Source organism: Chitinophaga sp. 01L420, assembly GCF_056399985.1.
In genome coordinates, this window is the sequence record NZ_JBFTSK010000043.1 from 13,774 (window position 1) to 34,053 (window position 20,280).

Genomic DNA, 20,280 nt, shown 5'->3' on the forward strand with positions numbered 1-20,280 from the left:
TCATAATTTGATGAATAAGACGTGAACTTGAATAAACGTGATTGGAACAGATATATACGGCCTGTCTGTTTTAGTGTTGCTGAATTACTGGTTTTGGTTGTTAAATAATAATTGTTGCTAAATCGTTATTGCACTATTGCCTGTTGTAGGTAAATTTTTTAAATATTCACTGGGTTCCAAAAAACGTAGATGAAAAAACTGGTTGGCATTTCACGATGACTACATTACACCTTGGCTCAGCCAGAAAGATAGTGAATTTTACAAATGTAGCAGTATAGTTTTTTACCCGGGTCTGATAGTAGATTAATTATGTATTAACACTTGTAAACGCGTATGGAGAACACTTATAAGGGGAGATATTAAAAAGGGGACTGATACATCAGCCCCCGGAAATGATTGGTTTGGTCAGTAGATTAGTTGGTGGTAGTAATTTTTTTTCTTTGGGAGACAGGTGGTTTATCGCTCCGTCTTTTCCTGTTAACCAGGTAATACACAGGAATACCTGACAGCGTAATGATCAGTCCCGGCCAGGTAAACCGTGGTTTATAGACAAACAGCAACCCACAGAATGCCAGCCCCATTAAAATATATAATACCGGCAACACCGGGTATCCGAAAGCCTTGTACGGCCTGTCAGCATCCGGCCGCTTTTTACGCAGGATGAAAATACCGGCTATCGTCAGCATATAAAATGCCACCACTACAAACGAAATCATATCCAGCAATTCACCATACCGGCCACTTAAGCACCATAAGCAGGCAAGCACACATTGGATCCATAAGGCAAATGCCGGTACAGAAGCACTGTTTAAAGTTCCCGCACGTTTAAAAAATACGCCGTCATTCGCCATCGTATGATACACCCTGGCTCCCGCCAGAATAAGGCCATTATTACATCCGAAAGTAGAGATCATGATCATCAGCGCGATAACAACTGTGCCTGCATTACCCAAAACAACCTGAGATACGGACACGGCTACACGGTCTTTGGGTGCCTGTGCAATTTCTGATAAAGGTAATACGGCGAGATAGGTAATGTTGGTCAACACGTAAATAATAGTCACGATAGCAGTACCCAGGAAAAGACTCAACCCAATATTACGTCGCGGATTTTTTATTTCCCCTGCCACAAAAGCAACATTATGCCAGGAGTCACTGCTGAATACGGAACCTACCATCGCCGCCGCAATAGCTCCCAGGGCTGCTATGGTAGTATAGGAGGGGGCAGTATTACCGGTGGTTAAAGGGTGGAGGTCCCATGCATGCTGCCAGTTGGCCGTCCATACACCCGGTTTTAATGCCAGCAGGCCGCAAATGATCAGGGCAGCAAGACTCACCAGTTTAGTCAGCGTGAAAGTAGTTTGTATTTTTTTACCGCCCTCAATACCACGTGTATTCATATAGGTTAGTAACACAATTACCATAATAGATAGCAGTTGAGCCGCACTCACTTTCACCAACCCCAAGTCGAGTAGCACATGTTCTTCACTGAATACAGGCAGGAGGTAAGCGGTGAACTTGGCAAAAGCAACGCCCACCGCTGCAATGGTGGCTGTTTGTATGACCGTAAAAAAGCTCCAGCCATATAGGAAAGCCGTCATAGGATTATAGGCCTCTTTCAGGTATACATATTGTCCGCCGGCACGGGGAAACATGCCACTCAGTTCCCCGTAACTTAAAGCGGCAGTAAGCGTCATAAACCCGGTAATCAGCCATACCAGCAATAACCAACCGGCGCTTCCTGTATGCCGGGTAATATCGGCACTGACAATAAAAATTCCGGAGCCTATCATGCTGCCGGCCACTATCATAGTGGCATCCAACAGCTTTATAGACGGCTTGAATGATGGAGCGTCTGACATAGTAGCTATAGTAATTGGTTGATTACCCTAAAACTACAGCTACTTCGGGGTGAATTCTATGCGCTTATTGACCAATACTATGCAGATTTTGTAGCTGCTGTATCTGAGGTGTTATCCAGTTGTTCATATTCCCGCAGATAGCTGCGCGGCGATTTCCCGGTAATACTTTTAAATACCCGGTTGAAATTGGCAATACTATTGAATCCGCAATTGTACGCTACGGTAGCGATGCTGTCGAATGAGCCACCAGCCAGTTTTTTGCAAGCCTCATTGATGCGTACCTCATTCAGAAATGACACAAACGTTAACCGCGTATGTTTTTTGAAATACCGGCAAAAAGCCTGTGGTGTCATATGCGCCTCCCGGGCAATATCTTCCAGCTTAATTTCTGTATCATAGTGTTGCATAATATAATTGTAGATATACCCGATACGGATACCTTCCTGCTCATTCACCGCCGATAACCTCGACCCCGTAATTAACGGCTCCAGGCTCTTAATTGTCAGAAAGAAATTCATCAACTCCACAAATGCCAGAAACTGTACAATCCCCTGCGACTGATGGATCTTCAGCATACGGCTCGAAATATCCAGCACATGCACTTCAGGGATCTTAAATCCGTTGTGGGACTGCTCTACAAACGACTTGATCTTTTTAAATTCCGGTAGCTCAAACAAGGGCGCCAGCTTACCTTCCGGATTGAAAAATACGGTCAGTGCCTGCACATTCTTTTTGTTCTTGCTGCCAAAAGGCAACTCCTCGCTCTTTAATACATGAGGTTGATTACTGCCCAACCAGTAGATTTCATTCGACCAGAAAGCGTGCATATTGTTTTCCACGATCAACGTACCATGTCCGTGCTGAATCCAGGTGAGCTGAATTTCTTCATGACGGTGCAGGTGCGGATAGAAAGCTGGCAGCGAATCTTTTTGCGTGATAATGGTTTTGTCGTGCGCTACAGGTATTGTAAACTGTAATACTTTCATGTAGTTACATTATTCTTTTTTTAACACCTTTGAAGGCTTTATGACCAAATTTAGGTGAAGATATGAGAACAAGTTATTAAAAATCGTTCAAAAACTACGCATTGTGGATAGTACTTTTAAAAAATATTCAAGCAGTGTATTTTTAATAACTTTCAGGCATACATTTATTTACAGCCGATCAGAATTATTTATGAAGTACCAGAAGTTTCTTTTTTTGCTATTGTTACTGGGCATCTCCGCGGGGCTGCTGCTGGCACAACAAAGCAAGCCAATGCCCTATTTACCCACACATGCGGATATATTGCAGCGATATCGCCAGGTGCGGTTGCTGGATAGCATCACCCGGAAAACAGTGTTTAAACATAATGTAGATGCCAACTGGTTGCCGGGAGGAACCTCTTTCTGGTATGTGAATGATAGCAAAGACAGCACTAAGACTTATTACCTTGTGAACGCCGCTACCGGCAAAAAGGAAGTCATTACCGATACTGCAAAATTTGCAAAATTGTCGGGGCCTAAGACCACATCCCGTCCTTTCCAGCATCGGGAGCCCAGTCGCTGGGAGAGTTTTGCCACTGACAGTCTCTCCCCGGATAAGAAATGGGTGGCCACCACCATCAATGGCAATGTTTATGTACGCTCACTGCTGGATGGGTCGGTGATCCCCTTTACAAAGGATGGCGACACAACAAAGGAAAGCTACGGCGCCCTGGCCTGGTCGCCGGACAGTAAATACCTGGTGGGCTATCGCATTCACCCTGTAGAAGATTCTTCTGTATATTATATCCTGACGGGCGTACCGGGAACTACCCGCGGACAGCTGCGTTCGCAGCCCTATAAGCAACCCGGCGACCCCTTTACCACTTATGAAATGTACGTGTTCAACCTGGCTGGCAAAACTACCACCAAAGTAAACACCGACATCATCGATTTCTTTGATGCGCCGGTATTGCACTGGCGCCAACCCGATGCCCGATACTTCCTGTACGAAAAAGTAGACCGCGGACATCAGCGCTTCCGCATCATAGAAGTAGATGCGGCTAACGGTAACACCCGTACGATACTGGAGGAAAAAACTAACACCTTCATCTACGAATCCCGGATATACACGCACTACCTCCCTGAAACGAATGAACTGTTGTGGACCTCTGAAAAAGATGGCTGGCAGCACCTTTATCTCGTGAATACCCTCACCGGAGAAATAAAGAACGAGATCACCAAAGGAGATTGGATTGTAAGAGAGGTGGACAGCGTAGATGTTCCAAAAAGAGAAATCTGGTTCCGCGGTAGTGGCCGGAATGCCGTGGAAGATCCTTACTTTATTCATTATTATCGTATAGACTTCAACGGGAGTAAACTGCTGGACCTGACTCCTGCTATCGGTAATCACCTCGTTTTCTTTTCTCCCGATAAGAAATTTTATATAGATAAATACTCACAGGTAAATGTGCCACCGGTAAATGAACTGCGCCGTACGGCTGATGGAAAACTCATTACCGTATTGGAAAAAGCAGATGTAAGCGCCTGGCAGGCCACCGGTGTTCCCTTCCCGGTACCGTTTGTTGCCAAAGGCCGCGATGGGAAGACAGATATCTGGGGTGTGATGTGCCGGCCGTCCAACTACGACTCCACTAAAACCTATCCGGTAGTGGAAAATATTTATGYCGGTCCGCAGGACGCTTTTGTACCCAAAAGCTTTATGAGTTATTACATAGACATGCAAAGCCTGGCAGATCTGGGTTTTATTGTGGTACAGATAGATGGTATGGGAACGGCTAACCGCTCAAAAGCATTCCATGATGTATGCTGGAAAAACCTCGCAGACGCAGGTTTCCCGGATCGTATTTTATGGATCAAAGCGCTCGCCCGGAAATATTCTTTTGTGGATACATCAAGGGTAGGTCTATATGGTACTTCTGCCGGTGGACAAAATGCGTTGGGTGGACTCCTTTTTCATCCTGAATTTTACAAAACAGCCGTGGCTTCCTGCGGTTGTCACGATAACCGGGTAGATAAGCAGTGGTGGAACGAACAATGGATGGGATACCCTGTGGGCAAGCATTACGAAGAACAATCCAATGTCACGAATGCCGGCAGATTGCAGGGCAGTCTTTTATTGATAGTAGGAGAGGCGGATACCAATGTACCTCCTGAATCCACTTACCGCGTGATAGATGCCCTGATTAAAAAAGGGAAGACGTTTGAATTCCTGCCGGTTCCCGGCATGGGACATAGTGATGGCGGCCCTTACGGCCGTATTAAACGCCGCGATTTTTTTGTGCAACACCTGTTACAAGCCACACCACCAGATAGAAATATTAACGAGTAAAACCTGACCACCTTGAAAAAAATATTTCCGCTGATCGCTGCGCTGCTCTTACAGCAGGCGATCGTATCCGCGCAATCCGCTGACAATGACCTTTACGCACAAACCAGTGAGGTCAATAATATCATGGTACAGTATGAGGCAGATGCCGCTATCCTGAACCGCTTTTATTTTGTGGAGAATTCGCCGGAACGTTTTGCCCGCTTCGCTTTGCTCATTAAGAACTATCTGCAACGCCTGCAGCAGCTGAACTACGCCGCATTGAATGTAGGCACGCAGGTAGATTATACGCTGTTTAAACGCAAATTGGCCGCTGCTGCGGAAGATTTGTCCGAGGCGCAACAGGAATATGCCCAGGTGAAAAAGTGGTTTCCGTTTGCAGATAAAATTTACCAGGTAGAACAAAACCGCCGTCGCGGCGCCAAACCGGATGCACCGGTATTGGCGGCGCAGTTCAACGAAATAGCAAAGGATGTTAACAAAAGCAGACAACAACTGGAACACGATAGCAGCATCTCTATTGTACAGATACGCCGGAGTAGGGCTACTGTAAAAGACTTACGAAATGCGCTTGGCAGCGTGTTTTCTTTTTACAACGGATATGATCCGCTTTTCTCCTGGTGGGTACCTGCTCCCTATAAACAATTGGATAGTCTCCTGAGTGGCTATGGGGCTGCTTTTGCCGCTAAAGAGAAAAGTAGTGGGCATCTCCCGGATGATGGCAGCGGTATTATTGGTCACCCTATTGGCAGAACACAGCTGATCAGGGGATTACAGCAGGAAATGATCCCTTACACGCCGGAAGAACTGCTGGCCATTGCCAATAAAGAATTTGCCTGGTGTGATGCAGAAATGGAAAAGGCTACCCGTGAAATGGGACTGGGTACCGATTGGAAGGCCGCGATGGAAAAAGTGAAGAACAGCTACGTACCGCCGGCCGACCAGCCTGCCGCCATGATGCAACTTTACAATGAATCCATAGACTTTCTCAAACAGCATGACCTCATCACATTGCCGCCACTGGCAGAGGAAACCTGGCGTATGAACATGATGTCGCCGGAAAGGCAACTGGTGAATCCATTTTTTTTAGGCGGCGAAGAATTTATTGTATCCTATCCGGTTAGTAGCATGAGTCATGAAGATAAAATGATGAGCATGCGGGGTAATAACCCACACTTCTCCCGTGCCACTGTACACCATGAATTGCTGGCCGGACATGCACTGCAGGAGTTTATGCTGAACCGTTACAAAGCATACCGTCATTTTGAAACGCCTTTCTGGATCGAAGGATGGGCTTTGTACTGGGAGAGACTGCTCTGGGATCAGGGCTTTGCTAAAACACCGGAAGACCGCATCGGCATGTTGTTCTGGCGTAAGCACCGTTGTGCCAGGATCATCTTTTCTATCAACTACCACACTGGTAAATGGACACCGCAGCAATGTATCGACTTCCTCGTTGACCGTGTAGGGCATGAGCGGGCCAATGCAGAAGGAGAAGTACGGCGTTCTTTTGTGGGCGGTTATAGTCCGCTGTACCAGATCGCTTATATGATCGGAGGACTGCAGTTCGAAGCACTGAAAAAAGAATTGGTAGACAGTGGAAAGATGTCTTACAAACAATACCATGATGCCGTGCTGAAGGAGAATATGATGCCCATTGAAATGTTGAGGGCGATTCTTTTGAATAAACCAGTACCCAAAGATTTTGTCAGTACCTGGCATTTTTACAAGCTATAACGGAAATACGCCGGGTGCTTTCCAGCCCCGGCTTTTTTATGTTGCTACAGTCTCAACTTATCAGGTGCGCCTGCCAACTGCATAGCGTAGTGTTGCTGCGTTGCCCGGGAGGGATAAAATACAGGGAATACTCGTTAATATTTATGCAGTGTTCCTCTTTTTTTCAGAATACTTTTAAATGTCATACAGACAATTAAAAACTTAATTTAAACAGACCTTTTATTGATGGCCTGTTTTCAGAGATGAGATGAGTAAGAACAAATCATTGGAGCAAAACGCATGTTTCGATAAATAATTGTTTAATTGACAATTATAAATTATTATATTAGTTGTTTATAAAGATAAAAAAGGTATGAGATCATTTTTGGGAAAGATGGCGATGGCTGGTGCAGGGATGTTGCTGAGCAACACTGCATTAAAAGCGCAGCTGCAAAAAGACTATCCGATAAGGCCGGTGGCCTTTACCCAGGTAAGGGTAAACGACCAGTTCTGGGCGCCAAAAATAAGGACCAACGCCGGTGTAACGATACCGTATACATTAGAGCAATGTAAAAAAACAGGCAGAATAGATAACTTTTTGCGTGCCGCCGGTAAACTTTCCGGAGATAAACTAACGGAGTATACTTTTGATGATACAGATCTTTATAAGGTGATTGAAGGCGCATCCTACGGACTGCAGGTACAGCCGGATCCAGGTCTGGAGAAATACCTGGATACACTCATCAGTATCATCGGTGCTGCCCAGGAAAAAGATGGTTATCTCTATACCTTTCGTACGGTGAAAGCAGCAAAACCACATGAATGGATTGGCAGCAAACGTTGGGAGAAGGAAGAAGACCTTAGTCATGAACTCTACAATGCAGGTCACCTGTTCGAAGCAGCTGTAGCGCATTACCAGGCCACCGGAAAGAAGACACTGCTCAATATCGCGATTAAGAACGCGGACCTGCTGGTGCGTGTTTTTGGTTGGGGTAAGGAAGAAAAGTTTCCGGGCCATCAGATCGTGGAAACAGGTCTCACCAGGTTATATCGCGTAACCGGTAATAAATCTTATCTGGACCTCGCTAAATTTTTCCTGGATGTACGAGGCCCAGGAACGAAGTATAGCCAGGAGTACAGCCAGTCGCATAAAAAAGTAACGGAGCAGCACGAGGCTGTAGGACATGCGGTACGTGCTACGTATATGTATACCGGTATGGCAGATGTGGCGGCATTAACGGGTGACCGGCAATATCTTAAAGCCATTGATGATATCTGGGAAGATGTGGTAGAGCGGAAACTATATATCACCGGTGGTATTGGTGCAACTGGTGCGGGAGAGGCTTTCGGTGCCGCGTATGAGTTGCCCAATATGTCGGCTTACGCGGAAACCTGCGCGGCTATTGCCAATGTATACTGGAACAGCCGGATGTTTCTGCTCCATGGCGATGCCAAATACATTGATGTGCTGGAACGCACGCTGTACAATGGATTGCTGTCCGGTGTATCATTGAGCGGTGACCGCTTCTTTTATCCTAATCCATTAGCCTCAATGGGACAACACCAACGGAGTGCCTGGTTTGGCTGCGCCTGTTGTATTTCCAATATGACCCGCTTCCTGCCCTCTATGCCGGGATATGTATATGCGCAGAAAGATAACGACCTGTATGTAAACCTGTTTGTAGGTGACTCCGCCAGCATACAACTGAAAGCAGGGAAAGTAAATATTGCGCAACAAACAGATTACCCCTGGAATGGTAAAGATGAAATTACGATCAACACGACCCAACCCACTGCCTTTAACCTGAAAGTACGTATTCCAGGATGGGTGGAAAACCGGCCTGTACCCGGTAATCTCTATTTTGAGGATGACAGTGCTGCCGTGAATATCCCTGTTTTACTGAATGGTAAACCAGTGGTGTACGCGATGGATAAAGGCTATGCTGTGATCAGCCGCACCTGGAAGAAAGGAGATAAAGTAGTGGTGGACTTCCCCATGCAGGTAAAGAAAGTGCTGGCAACAGCACCGGTAAAAGATGATAAAGACCGCTTTGCCCTGGAACGTGGCCCTATAATGTTTTGCCTGGAAGGCCCGGATAATAAAGATGCCACCGTGCAGAATATTGTAGTCAATAAACAGGCCGATGTGAATACGGTCTTCCAGCCAACCCTGCTCAATGGCGTGATGACCCTGCAAATGGCAGGTAGTTCGGCCAGCAGACAACTGCACACCGATTCGCTGATCAGCAGCACGCAAACGGTAACGGCTATACCGTATTACGCATGGGCCAATCGTGGTCCTGCAGAAATGACGGTATGGATTCCTTTTGAATCTTCGGCGGCCCGTCCCAAGCCAGCGCCCACCATTGCGTCCAAAAGCAAAATCGGCGCTTCGGTGAAAAATCAGCGCATGTTTATGGCGTTGAATGATCAGTACGAACCCAAAGATTCCAAAGATAACAGCGCCCTCTATTTACATTGGTGGCCGGCTAAAGGTAGCACGGAATGGGTACGCTACGATTTTGACAGCACCTATACCGTTAGCAGCTCCAAAGTATACTGGTATGACGATGGGCCTTTTGGAGGCTGCCGCATTCCCGCCGCCTGGAAGCTCTATTACAAACAGGGAGCTGACTGGATACCGGTGAAGAATAAGACACCCTATGTAGTGGAGAAAGATAAATATAACCTCATCACCTTTGAACCCGTTACAACAACTGCGTTAAAACTCGAAGTACAATTACCTGCAGAAAATGCAAGTGGTATACACGAGTGGATCGTGGAATAACAAATTATACGCATGAAATACAGCCATTTTGCTGCCATCGCTCTGTTGATGGGGTGTAGTACTGCTATCGCTCAATCAAGGGCCAGCATCCATGTAAATACCGCTGTAAAGGGTGCTGTAGTACCAGCTACCCTGCACGGTATTTTCTTTGAAGAAATCAGTCATGCCGGCGAAGGAGGACTTTATGCGGAAATGGTACAGAACCGGGGCTTCGAAGATCATTGCATTCCTGCAGGTACACAATTGAAAAACGGCTGGCTGCAACCTTTTCCGCTGAAGCCGCATTTTATGCTCAACGGACAGCCATCCGACTGGAAAATGGAATGGCCCCTGCAAAGTCAATGGCCAGCCTGGCATGCGGAAGAAAAAGGAAACGCCACGATGCAATTATCTATTGTCAGCGATAATCCCTTACACAAATCTACTCCGCATGCTATGCAGGTGGAGGTAACGGCGACGGGCCTACGTAATGAATCTGCATTGGTAAATGAAGGTTTCTGGGGTATGAATATCAGCAAAGGATCTCCATATCGTTTATCTTTTTTTGCCAACGGTAGCAAAGGTTACGCCGGTAATGTGCGCGTTTCTCTGCAAACAGCCGGGGGGAAGGTACTCGCGGATACTTCTTTTACAATTGCCGCAAAGGCCAGCTGGGAAAAGTATACTGCGGTACTCACCGCAAAGGATACTGACCCGAACGCGCGACTGGCACTTTCTTTTCAGGGCTCCGGTGCCTTGCTGCTCGACATGGTGTCGCTCTTTCCGGTGCATACTTTCCGCGACCGACCCAATGGTATGCGGGCAGACCTGGCTACCCTTATCGAAAAAATGAAGCCTGCTTTTGTGCGTTGGCCCGGCGGCTGCTATGTAGAAGGTATTACGGTAGAAAGTGCACCGGACTGGAAAACCACGCTGGGACCACTTGAGCAGCGCATACCAACGTATAGCCCCTGGGGTTACTGGAGCAGCAACGGATTCGGATATCATGAATACCTGCAGTTTTGTGAAGATATTCATGCCGCTGCGCTGTACGTATTCAATGTGGGCATATCCTGTGAATACCGCAGTGGCACCTTCATTCCGGACGATAGCATTGCACCGGTGATACAGAACGCACTCGATGCTATTGAATATGCTATTGGCCCGGTCACCTCGCGCTGGGGTAAACAACGTGCTGCCAACGGCCACCCTGCGCCTTTTCCACTGAAGTATGTAGAAGTAGGTAATGAACAGCACGGTCCTGACTACGCCAAGCGATACAACCGTTTTTATGACGCCATACACGCCAGGTATCCTCAGATAGGTATTATTGCCAGCATGGGCATTGGTGATGTAAACCGGCATACACTGGATAGTATGCAGTATACAGACATTGTAGATGAACATGCATATAAGGATGCCGGCTGGAGCCTGCGCAACTTTGATCATTTCGATCAGTATAAACGAGGCCACTGGCAAATGTATGTGGGAGAATATGCCACCAATGCCGGTGTAGGCAACGGCAACCTGCGGGCTGCCCTGAGCGATGCGGTATACGTGATGAGCATGGAGAAAAATGGCGACCTGGTAAACATGAGTAGCTATGCACCATTGCTGGTGAATGAACATGATGTGGACTGGCCCGTGAACCTTATTCATTTTAACGCCGCCGCCAGCTTTGGCCGCATTTCTTACTATGCACTTAATATGCTCAATGATCATAAAGCCACCATCAACTTCCCGGTGACGACCAGGATACAGACCGAAACAACGGAACAACCGAAGTTTGCCGGCGGTATCGGTCTCGCTACCTGGGATACGGAAGCGGAGTATAAGGATATCGTAGTCGTACAAAATAAGGATACGGTATATCGCAGCAACGCATCCACCGGTTTAAAAGAATGGCTGCCGGTGCGGGGTAGCTGGCAACAAGCCGGTGATATCATGGCGCAAACTACGGAAGGTGCTCAGCAATTGGCTGTATTGAAAGATCATCACTTTAATGCCTATACGCTTACTTTGAAAGCGCGTAAAACGGGCGGGGTAAATGCTTTCATTATCCCGTTTGCCGTGAAAGATACCAATACCTGTTTGCGCGCACATATAGGATCATGGCTGAATTCTCATGCGGTGTTTGAAAGTCTTACGAATGGATACGAGGTAGCAGGTATCAGTAACCCGGTAAGACTGAAATCCCCGTTGGCATCGGACCATTGGTATAATATCCGGCTGGAAGTAGGCAACAGTGAAGTAAAATGTTATTTAGAGGATACCTTATTGATGACTTACGAGGAACCACAAAAGTTGTTCACCATTGCAGGGAAAGATGAAAAAAATGGAGATATTATCCTGAAAATAGTCAATGCCGGTGAACAGCCGATGAATGCTGATATTCAACTGGATGGCGCTACAGCTGTTCACCCCATAGCACAGGTCATCACGTTGACAGCCGATACTCCGGAAGCGGAAAATTCTTTTGACCGGCCGGCCGCTTATGTGCCGCATACCACTACCATCGATAATGCCGGCGCGCAATTCAGCTGGACTGTGCCACCACTTTCAGTGAATATTATCCGACTGACCCCGGATAAAACTGTAATACACACATTGCAGGCTTCTGGCAAATTGAAGCGGTAGAAGCCGCGAATCACCACTTCCCATCATCTGGAGACCTGCAAGATAATTATTCACTTTTTCCGTTCTTTGAAAGAAATGGGAAGATGATCGTTGATAATCAGCGATCATCTCCCCATTTCTTTCAAAAACGGAAAAATATATTTATACTTTGTATTACAAAGTGCTTTTTATTTTATAGCTTTACACCGTATTCAAAACCTATATATGGAAGTTGGAATTTCCAAACGCCAGCCGATAATAATTAAGATCGGCCTGGTATCACTATGCTGTTCAGTACTCGTATTTATATTGTCCTCTTGCCGGATAGGGAATCCCAAATGGGAAGCCTATTTTTTGATAAATCACTTTATCGTATTAATCTGGTTCTTTGCCAATTGGTTCGGTGGTGAGCTCAGACGAAACCCTCATAGACGAAAAGTGGTAGCCATATTTGTTGTCCTGTTATTGTTGGATGCTTATACCATTAATAATGAGGTATCCGTATTTAAATCAACGGCCACCTGGTTTGCCATTATACTGGTAATGATATGTGTTAACATCATGGCGTTTTGTTTCTTTGAACAATGGCCGGAATGGGTAAAGTGTCTGCAAAGCGCGGTATTGGGTTTCACCTTATTGGCACCGGTTTACCTGGCCTGCTATCTGCTGAATATGTATATAATCAGTCTGATTGGTCTGATTGCTATTGGCATTTCCATTGTTACGTTTTCCCCGCTATTCCTTTTATGGTTTAACCTGCGAATGGTACAAAAACTGATATGGCCGGTGTTTCGTTATCGCGTCATTTATTTAATTGCGCTGGCACTGTCCCTGACCATTATTACCACTTACGCATTATTATATGCAGTAAACGTAAAAGCGATGGAGGATGTTTTCAGTGTAGATGACAGACCAGCAGAATTGCCAGCCTGGGTGAGTGTAGCACAAAAGTTACCGCATAATTTCATGACGGAAAAGATCCTGAAAACGGGGATTATTTATATGGCCCCTGGAAGTTGGGATAGCTTTAGCCTCTGGTCTATGCCACAAAAGGAATACGATGGCGAAATTAAACATGATCCGCTGTTCATTACATCTGCTTTTATATTTGGGACCACCAACATACCAGAAGAAGACAGGCTGAATATCCTCAGTGTAATATATGACAAGCGACATTTTGCAGAAGATCGTCTTTGGACCGGAAAAGATTTGGCCACTACGAAAGTTAGCACCAGTGCTGATCTCTGGCCACGTTATCACCTGGCATATACGGAGAATACGATCACCGTAGCAAACAAGAGCGAAATGGGCTGGCTACAAAACGGAGAAGCTATTTATACTTTCCATTTACCGGAAGGGGGCGTAGTCACTTCTTTATCGCTATGGATCAACGGAAAGGAAGAAAAAGGAATACTCACTACCAGGCAAAAAGCGCAGGCTGCTTATAAAGATATTGTCGGTGTTCAATACCGTGATCCTTCTGTAGTTCATTGGCAGGAAGGAAATCGGGTAGTCGTACGCGTATTCCCGGTACCCGTGCGTGATACCCGGAAATTTAAAATAGGTATCACGTCTCCATTGCTGGTGAAGGAAGGTAAACTGGTATACCAACCCGCCTGGTTTGAGGGACCGGTGCATGATGACGCAGATTATGAAGTCAATCTGAATATGGATAACTGGCCTAAAGAAATGGCATTCCCATCCGGATTCCATCCGGGTAAAGGCAAAACCATCGTGCGTAAAGGCAGCTATGACGCAGAGTGGGAATTGAAAATTCCGGAAGAACAAATAGATAATGCGGCTTTTAGCTTTAACAACCAGCGATATACGCTGCTGCCTTATGCACCGGCCTACGAATTTTTTGTACCGGAAAATTATTACCTGGACGTCAACAGTAGCTGGCAATACAACGATTACCAGCAAATAACAGCACAGCTGAAAGACAAGGCAGTATGGGTATTTCATCCACAAAAAGGGATGACGGCTGTAACAGAAAATAATAAGAAGGAACTATTCGATGAGCTACAGCAGCTTCGCTTTTCCCTGTTCCCGTTTCATCATATCAGTAATGCAGCCAGTGCTATAGTAATTACTGCTTCCGAAAATATTTCTCCACAACTGGGCGACCTGGAAGATGCGAAGTTCCGGGATAGGTTACGTACTTTCTTTACCAGGCAACCCGTACGACTATACGATATCGGTAGCACCCTTTCACCTTACCTGGCTACCCTGAAAGAATCACGGTCATTGATCTACGAAAAAGGAACAACAGCGCAGTTGTTATCTCAACTAAATAAAAATAGTTTCTTAAAACAGGAGGAAGACAGCTCACAGTTGATGATGGCCCAGGCAGGTATGCGCATAGTGCGAAGTACAGATAGTACCCTTGCACCCGGCCCGGATCACCTGGCACGACTCTTTGCGTATAATCATGTGATGCAACAGCTGGGACAGCGCGTTACGGCAAAAGACCTCAACAATGATACTACCCTCATCGAGGTGGCAAAGCAAGCGTATATCGTATCGCCACTATCCAGTTTGATTGTACTGGAAACGCAGGCAGATTATGATAAATTTGATATCAAAGATGATGGAAATACATTGAAAAATGCTTCCTTACACGGACATGGGGCTGTTCCTGAACCACATGAATGGGCACTGTTTATTATAGCCATGTTGCTATTGACCTATGTAAGATTTGAGAAGTTGCTGTTCCCGAAAAAGAAGAATATATGCTAACGTTATTGTATACACGGTGTACAAGTAGAGGGGCAAAACTGCCGGCAACATGGTTGCTGGCAGTTTACATAGTAACAGGCATCATGGAGCTGCAAGCCTATTTTGCCTGGCGCAGCACCTTGTTCATATTGTCAGTAGTAGCCATGGTCATGGTATTCCGGATAGACCGTACCCGTGCAGGCAGTATGCGTTGTGGCTGGGTGGCGATGTGTTTTTTATTGCTGTCGTGGCAGCTGCCGGTCTTCACTTTACGTTATGCTGCACTGGCCTCCGCCATCTTTTTTGTAGTAGAGTATTTTTATGGGCGCATTCATCTGCTCACCTTTATTACCGCTATACTGGTTACACCAGTAATAGATTATGCTGCTAACGTATTTAGTTTTCCGCTAAGACTGTGGCTTACCGGGATGGCTGGAAAAATACTGGCAGGCGTTAATCCTACTATTACCACCAACGGTAATGTAATTCAACTGGGGCACAATGAATTTACGGTGGATGTTGCCTGTATGGGATTGCAGATGATGCTTACCTCCCTGCTTTGCGGGGTGATGCTGATCGCCTTTTATCAGCGCAGGTATCAGAAAACACTCCCGGGAATTCTTATCGGCCTGGTACTAATGGGCATTACAGGTTTAAATATTATAGCCAACTTGTTTCGCATCATTTTGCTGATACAATTTGCATTACCACCCGGCACGGCTGCACATGATGCTGTAGGCATTTTATCGTTGCTCATCTATGTCATACTTCCCCTGATACCCGGAATTAAATGGTTATTGCAGCGGTATGGAAAAACAGTGATGGAGCACACCATTGCGGCTCCCCGCAGGTATGGGCTGGTACTGCAGCTGTTGCTCCTGGGGGGTATTGTAGCCGGACATTATTTAAAAAGGAATAATGCTGGAAGTGATATGGAGCGCAGCACCCGTATAAAAATACTGCCAGGTTATACGCAAACCATTGAAACCGGCCACGTGATTAAACAAACAGCTGCTGATGCCTTGCTATATATCAAACCTATTCCCGGCTTCTATTTTACCGATCATCAACCTATGATTTGCTGGAAGGGGAGTGGCTTTGAATTTTTTAATGTACAGGAACAGACTATGCAGGGTGTGAAAATGTATACCGCGGAATTAAGAAAGGGAAGCAGTACATTGTACACCGCCTGGTGGTATGAAAATAGTACCCGCCGCAGTAGCAGCCAGCTGGAGTGGAGATGGGATGCACTCTGCAGCGGGGATAATTATTACCTCATTAATATGACGGTAGAAAAGAAAGCATTACTCGAACAAAAAACAGGAGCGTTGCTCCGTGCACACCTTATTCAGTAATCACTTCTGTTTCTTCTTTATGCCTTGGCTGATAATACAGATAGAAATAAGCCAGTATTAAAATGCCCGTCACAAAAGGAATCAGTGCCAGGTGCTTATAGGTAATATCGCCCATAATCACCTGCGTATCAAAATGGAAGAACTCACTGATCATCCAGTAGGAGTTCGCTGAAATCCAAACGGTGATGGCTACGTTGTGGCATAACTCAGACATAAACTGACGGGTGCGCCACGCAATAACGATGGAAATAATCAGCGTCGGAAAGATCATGGCAACGCCCAGGGGCTTCCAGATCATACACCAGCTGATATCTTTCAATAGCCAGAAAACAATATGGAGATTTTCCATCTTACGGTAACTTAAAGGAATAGAGTATACCGGTGATGTGGTTGCTTGCTTACTCATGTGTGTAGTTCAGTTAATTTTATCTGGTTGAAATAGGGGATAAAGATATTCTTTATCTTCGTTTTGCACCAGCTAAACTCCGGCTATGAATGAATTTTACTGGAATTACCAGCACACAAAGTTTCATGGTATCAACTGGATCCCCGAAAATCTTGACCGGGTAATGATTATTGTACACGGGATCGGAGAGCATATTGGTCGTTATGATCATGTGGCCGCATTCTTTATGAAAGAGGGTTTTGCAGTGATCGGTATTGATCATTATGGGCATGGTAAAAGTGACGGTCCCAAAGGAGGCTCCAAAGGTTTTGAATTTATGTTTGATTACCTGCAGGCATTTCTGGGCTATGTAAAAGATACTTATGGTAAGCCAGTAGTGATGTATGGACATAGTATGGGCGGTGGTGTATTAACGGGTTTCTTACTCAAAAGGCAGCCGGATATCCAGGCAGCAGTGATTTCGGCTCCGGCGCTGATCATTGGTATGCGTCCTGGTGGTTTCCTGAAAGGCACCTTGAAGGTATTGAGTGCTATAGCGCCCAATATCCGCATCAAACAGGGACTCGATATTAATAAAATTTCACATGATAAGAGGGCGGTAGAAAAGTTTAAGGCAGATCCTTTGCGTCACGATAAACTCAGTTTGCGTTTGGCCAATGATATGATTCAAAATGGCGCCTGGTGCCTGTTACACGCGGTAGAATTAAAAGTTCGTTCCTTACTGATCCATGGCAATGCCGATGAATTTACTGCTGTGGAAGGCTCCCGGTTGTTTGCGCAGCGGGCTCCCGCTGCCCYGCTTACTTACAGGGAATGGGAGGGGATGTATCATGAAATGCATAATGAACCGGATGCCCGGGATGTTTTATTGTTTGTGGCCGGTTGGTTGAGTAATGTGAGATAATTAGTAAATTGGGTTTACAATTCTATTAATTATGAAAATCCAAGGCTCTTTTAAATGGCTTTTGCCGGCTATTGTCATGTTTTTTGGCACCACCGCATACGCACAACAAATTGATCTCGGCGTTAGAGGAGGCATTAGTATTCCAAATCTTACGGCGGGTGGCAGTGAAGAAAATCCCCTCAATAAGGGTTACAGTTCCCGTCAGGGTCCCGATTTCGGTATTTTCGGGGAATACCACATCAGTAAACTTTTCTCTATCGAAGCAATGATCAGCTACTCTTCACAGGGTGGCAAAAAGAATGGATTGCAGGCATTTCCGGTTCCTCCACAACAGGCGGGCCAGTTGCCTCCCGGCACTACATATCTCTATGCAGATTTCAAAAGTCAGGCAAAACTTAACTACCTGATGGTGCCTATTCTGGCTAAATTTGGCTGGAACCTGGGACCGAAATCACCGCTGCGTTTATATGTGGATGCAGGTCCTTTCTTTGGATTTCTGCTGAGTGGTAAACAGGATATCACCGGTGGCAGTACCACCGTTTTCCTGGATGAAAAAGCTACACAGCCAATTGGTCAACAGTCTTTCGACCAAAACGTAGACATCAAAGACCAGCTGAATACTTTCAACTTCGGTGTAAGTGGAAACGTAGGACTGGCTTACCTCTTTGGTCGTAGCCAGGTATTTGTGGAAGGTGGAGGAAACTATGGCTTCCTCAATATTCAGAAAGGAAGCGCCAATGGTAAAAACAATACCGGTGCTGCTACGGCATCTATCGGATATGCTTACCGCATCTGTAAATAATTCATGGAGGATGTTAGTTGCTGATGAATATTCATCAGCAACTAACATCAAATAACTTAAGGATTAGTAGACCATAACCCCGCAGATTTCACCAGCACTCTTCTGTTCAGCTTCAACTGCGCCACTACAAATTCCGCCAGATCTTCCGGCTGTAATACTTTGTCCGGATTACCATCTGTTAAATTCAGGTCTTTCGCCATATCCGTAGCAATGGTACTAGGTGTTAAAGCACTTACCCTGATATTATGTTTTCTCACTTCCAGCATCAGGGATTCTGTTAATCCCAGCAGCCCGAATTTAGAAGCGCTGTAGGCACTCGTAAGCGGAGCGCCGCGTTGTCCGGCTGTGGATGAAATATTGATGATATCACCTGTTTTTCTGGCTATCATACCCGGTAATATGGCACGGGTTACATAATATACGCCCATCAGGTTGACCTGGATGATTTGCTCCCATTGTGCTGGTTCCAGTTCTAGGAAACCACCAAAAGCCGCAATGCCTGCATTGTTGATCAGTATATCAATGTCCCCCAGTTCTTTTGTGAGATGTGTAACGGCAGTGTTGACCGCGTTCATGTCGCTCACATCGGCAGTAGCATATGCCACTTTCACACCCATGCCGGTTAATTCTTTGGCCACTTCCTCCAGTGAACCTGCACTACGTCCCATCAGGGCTATATCAACACCTTCCTGTGCCAGCGCTACTGCCAGCGCACGGCCTATGCCTTTGCCACCACCGGTGATCAGGGCTTTCTTTCCTTTTAATGATTCCATATAATGCGTTCGTTTTTTAAGAAAAAAAAATACCTGGCAAAGGTACAAAGCTTTGTTCCAATTACAGGTTATCTTCGCAGATATCCACTATATAACTGTATCAGACCATGATAGAAATCTCCAATGAAAAACTCACCGTTGTGATTGACCCACAAGGCGCAGAATTACAAAGTATTGTCCGTAAAGATACCGGGCTGGAATATTTATGGAGCGGTGACCCGGCTTTCTGGGGCAAAAAAAGTCCCGTACTCTTTCCCATTGTAGGAGGTCTGAAAGACAATACCTACCGCTATAATGGTCAAACCTATACCCTCGGCCGCCATGGCTTTGCCAGAGAGCAGCTGTTTACGGTGACGGAGCAGGGAATGGAACATGTCAGCCTCCGTCTCTCTGATAATAAAAATACCAGGAACGTATACCCCYTCCATTTTAATTTTACCATTCAGTACCTCCTGCAGGACGATCAGTTGCAGGTAACCTACCAGGTGGAAAACAAAGATGAAAAAGTATTACTCTTTTCCGTAGGTGCGCACCCTGCCTTTAAATTGCCACTGGTAGCGGATACTACCTACGAAGATTATTACCTGTATTTTAATAAGGAAGAAGAAACCGGCAGCTGGCCACTATCTCCCGGCGGACAAATAGAAACAGCTCCTGTACCACTGCTACAGCATACGCATGAACTACCCCTGAAAAAATCATTGTTCTACCAGGATGCCCTGGTGTTCAAAGATCTTGCCTCCACCGCTATCAGCATTAAAAGCAAGTCTACGCCACATGGATTAACACTGGCTTTTGAAGGCTTTTCTTACATGGGAATATGGGCGGCAAAAGATGCCGACTTCGTTTGTATTGAACCCTGGTGTGGTATTGCTGATAGTGTAACTGCTACCGGAGAACTGGAAGAGAAAGAAGGGATCAACCGGTTAGCTCCCGGTAAAGTGTTTGAAAGAACATGGACAGCGACGCTGTTTTAGCAGTTAGCCATTAGCTTTTAGCTTTTAGGAAAATGCAGCGAAAAACACCATTTGTTGGTCTTCGCTGCATTT

The 20,280-nt window shown here is 45.8% G+C and carries 13 protein-coding genes; 9 read left to right on the forward strand and 4 right to left on the reverse strand.

The window, feature by feature from the left end:
* Positions 1-413: 413 nt before the first annotated feature.
* Positions 414-1,862: an APC family permease gene (locus AC1DP6_RS29025; RefSeq protein WP_477058009.1), complete on the reverse strand. Its 1,449-nt coding sequence runs from the start codon at positions 1,860-1,862 to the stop codon at positions 414-416.
* A 77-nt stretch (positions 1,863-1,939) separates the two neighbouring features.
* The gene (locus AC1DP6_RS29030; protein WP_477058010.1) at positions 1,940-2,848 is read right to left on the reverse strand and encodes an AraC family transcriptional regulator; all 909 of its coding nucleotides are present in this window, start codon (positions 2,846-2,848) and stop codon (positions 1,940-1,942) included.
* A 190-nt stretch (positions 2,849-3,038) separates the two neighbouring features.
* Between AC1DP6_RS29030 and AC1DP6_RS29035 the strand changes: the two genes are divergently transcribed.
* From AC1DP6_RS29035 to xrtN, 6 genes are all read left to right on the forward strand, one after another.
* Positions 3,039-5,177 (forward strand): S9 family peptidase, encoded by a 2,139-nt coding sequence (locus AC1DP6_RS29035; protein WP_477058011.1) that lies wholly within the window; start codon positions 3,039-3,041, stop codon positions 5,175-5,177.
* A gap of 12 nt (positions 5,178-5,189) precedes the next feature.
* The gene (locus AC1DP6_RS29040) at positions 5,190-6,911 is read left to right on the forward strand and encodes a DUF885 family protein (protein WP_477058012.1); all 1,722 of its coding nucleotides are present in this window, start codon (positions 5,190-5,192) and stop codon (positions 6,909-6,911) included.
* A gap of 352 nt (positions 6,912-7,263) precedes the next feature.
* Positions 7,264-9,678 carry a glycoside hydrolase family 127 protein gene (locus tag AC1DP6_RS29045; protein WP_477058013.1) on the forward strand — a complete coding sequence of 805 codons (2,415 nt, stop codon included), beginning with the start codon at positions 7,264-7,266 and terminating at the stop codon, positions 9,676-9,678.
* Between the two features lie 12 nt (positions 9,679-9,690).
* Positions 9,691-12,294, forward strand: coding sequence for an alpha-L-arabinofuranosidase C-terminal domain-containing protein (locus AC1DP6_RS29050; protein WP_477058014.1), 2,604 nt, complete (start codon positions 9,691-9,693; stop codon positions 12,292-12,294).
* Positions 12,295-12,498: 204 nt separating this feature from the next.
* Complete coding sequence (locus tag AC1DP6_RS29055; protein ID WP_477058015.1) at positions 12,499-15,012, forward strand: XrtN system VIT domain-containing protein; 2,514 nt, start codon at positions 12,499-12,501, stop codon at positions 15,010-15,012.
* A complete protein-coding gene (gene xrtN, locus AC1DP6_RS29060) occupies positions 15,006-16,346 on the forward strand; it encodes an exosortase N (RefSeq protein WP_477058016.1) in 1,341 nt (446 codons plus the stop codon). The genes AC1DP6_RS29055 and xrtN overlap by 7 nt, the downstream gene beginning before the upstream one ends.
* Here the strand turns inward: xrtN and AC1DP6_RS29065 are convergent.
* A complete protein-coding gene (locus AC1DP6_RS29065; protein ID WP_477058017.1) occupies positions 16,336-16,752 on the reverse strand; it encodes a hypothetical protein in 417 nt (138 codons plus the stop codon). The genes xrtN and AC1DP6_RS29065 overlap by 11 nt on opposite strands.
* Positions 16,753-16,837: 85 nt before the next feature.
* On the opposite strand from AC1DP6_RS29065, the gene AC1DP6_RS29070 reads away from it, so the two are divergent.
* Together AC1DP6_RS29070 and AC1DP6_RS29075 are read left to right on the forward strand one after the other, a co-directional pair.
* The gene (locus AC1DP6_RS29070; RefSeq protein ID WP_477058018.1) at positions 16,838-17,656 is read left to right on the forward strand and encodes a lysophospholipase; all 819 of its coding nucleotides are present in this window, start codon (positions 16,838-16,840) and stop codon (positions 17,654-17,656) included.
* 31 nt (positions 17,657-17,687) lie between these two features.
* Positions 17,688-18,458, forward strand: a complete 771-nt coding sequence (locus tag AC1DP6_RS29075) for a porin family protein (RefSeq protein ID WP_477058019.1) — start codon at positions 17,688-17,690, stop codon at positions 18,456-18,458.
* A gap of 56 nt (positions 18,459-18,514) precedes the next feature.
* On the opposite strand, the gene AC1DP6_RS29080 is transcribed toward AC1DP6_RS29075, so the two are convergent.
* Positions 18,515-19,231: a 3-ketoacyl-ACP reductase gene (locus tag AC1DP6_RS29080; RefSeq protein WP_477058020.1), complete on the reverse strand. Its 717-nt coding sequence runs from the start codon at positions 19,229-19,231 to the stop codon at positions 18,515-18,517.
* A 107-nt stretch (positions 19,232-19,338) separates the two neighbouring features.
* Between AC1DP6_RS29080 and AC1DP6_RS29085 the strand changes: the two genes are divergently transcribed.
* The gene (locus tag AC1DP6_RS29085; protein WP_477058021.1) at positions 19,339-20,208 is read left to right on the forward strand and encodes an aldose 1-epimerase family protein; all 870 of its coding nucleotides are present in this window, start codon (positions 19,339-19,341) and stop codon (positions 20,206-20,208) included.
* The last annotated feature ends 72 nt before the right edge of the window (positions 20,209-20,280 follow it).

Bases quoted from the DNA above. Each gene is read 5' to 3' on its own strand.
- AC1DP6_RS29025 (WP_477058009.1), bottom strand. From the start codon at position 1,862: ATGTCAGACGCTCCATCATTCAAGCCGTCTATAAAGCTGTTGGATGCC.
- AC1DP6_RS29030 (WP_477058010.1), bottom strand. From the start codon at position 2,848: ATGAAAGTATTACAGTTTACAATACCTGTAGCGCACGACAAAACCATT.
- AC1DP6_RS29045 (WP_477058013.1), top strand. From the start codon at position 7,264: ATGAGATCATTTTTGGGAAAGATGGCGATGGCTGGTGCAGGGATGTTG.
- AC1DP6_RS29050 (WP_477058014.1), top strand. From the start codon at position 9,691: ATGAAATACAGCCATTTTGCTGCCATCGCTCTGTTGATGGGGTGTAGT.
- AC1DP6_RS29055 (WP_477058015.1), top strand. From the start codon at position 12,499: ATGGAAGTTGGAATTTCCAAACGCCAGCCGATAATAATTAAGATCGGC.
- xrtN (WP_477058016.1), top strand. From the start codon at position 15,006: ATGCTAACGTTATTGTATACACGGTGTACAAGTAGAGGGGCAAAACTG.
- AC1DP6_RS29065 (WP_477058017.1), bottom strand. From the start codon at position 16,752: ATGAGTAAGCAAGCAACCACATCACCGGTATACTCTATTCCTTTAAGT.
- AC1DP6_RS29075 (WP_477058019.1), top strand. From the start codon at position 17,688: ATGAAAATCCAAGGCTCTTTTAAATGGCTTTTGCCGGCTATTGTCATG.
- AC1DP6_RS29080 (WP_477058020.1), bottom strand. From the start codon at position 19,231: ATGGAATCATTAAAAGGAAAGAAAGCCCTGATCACCGGTGGTGGCAAA.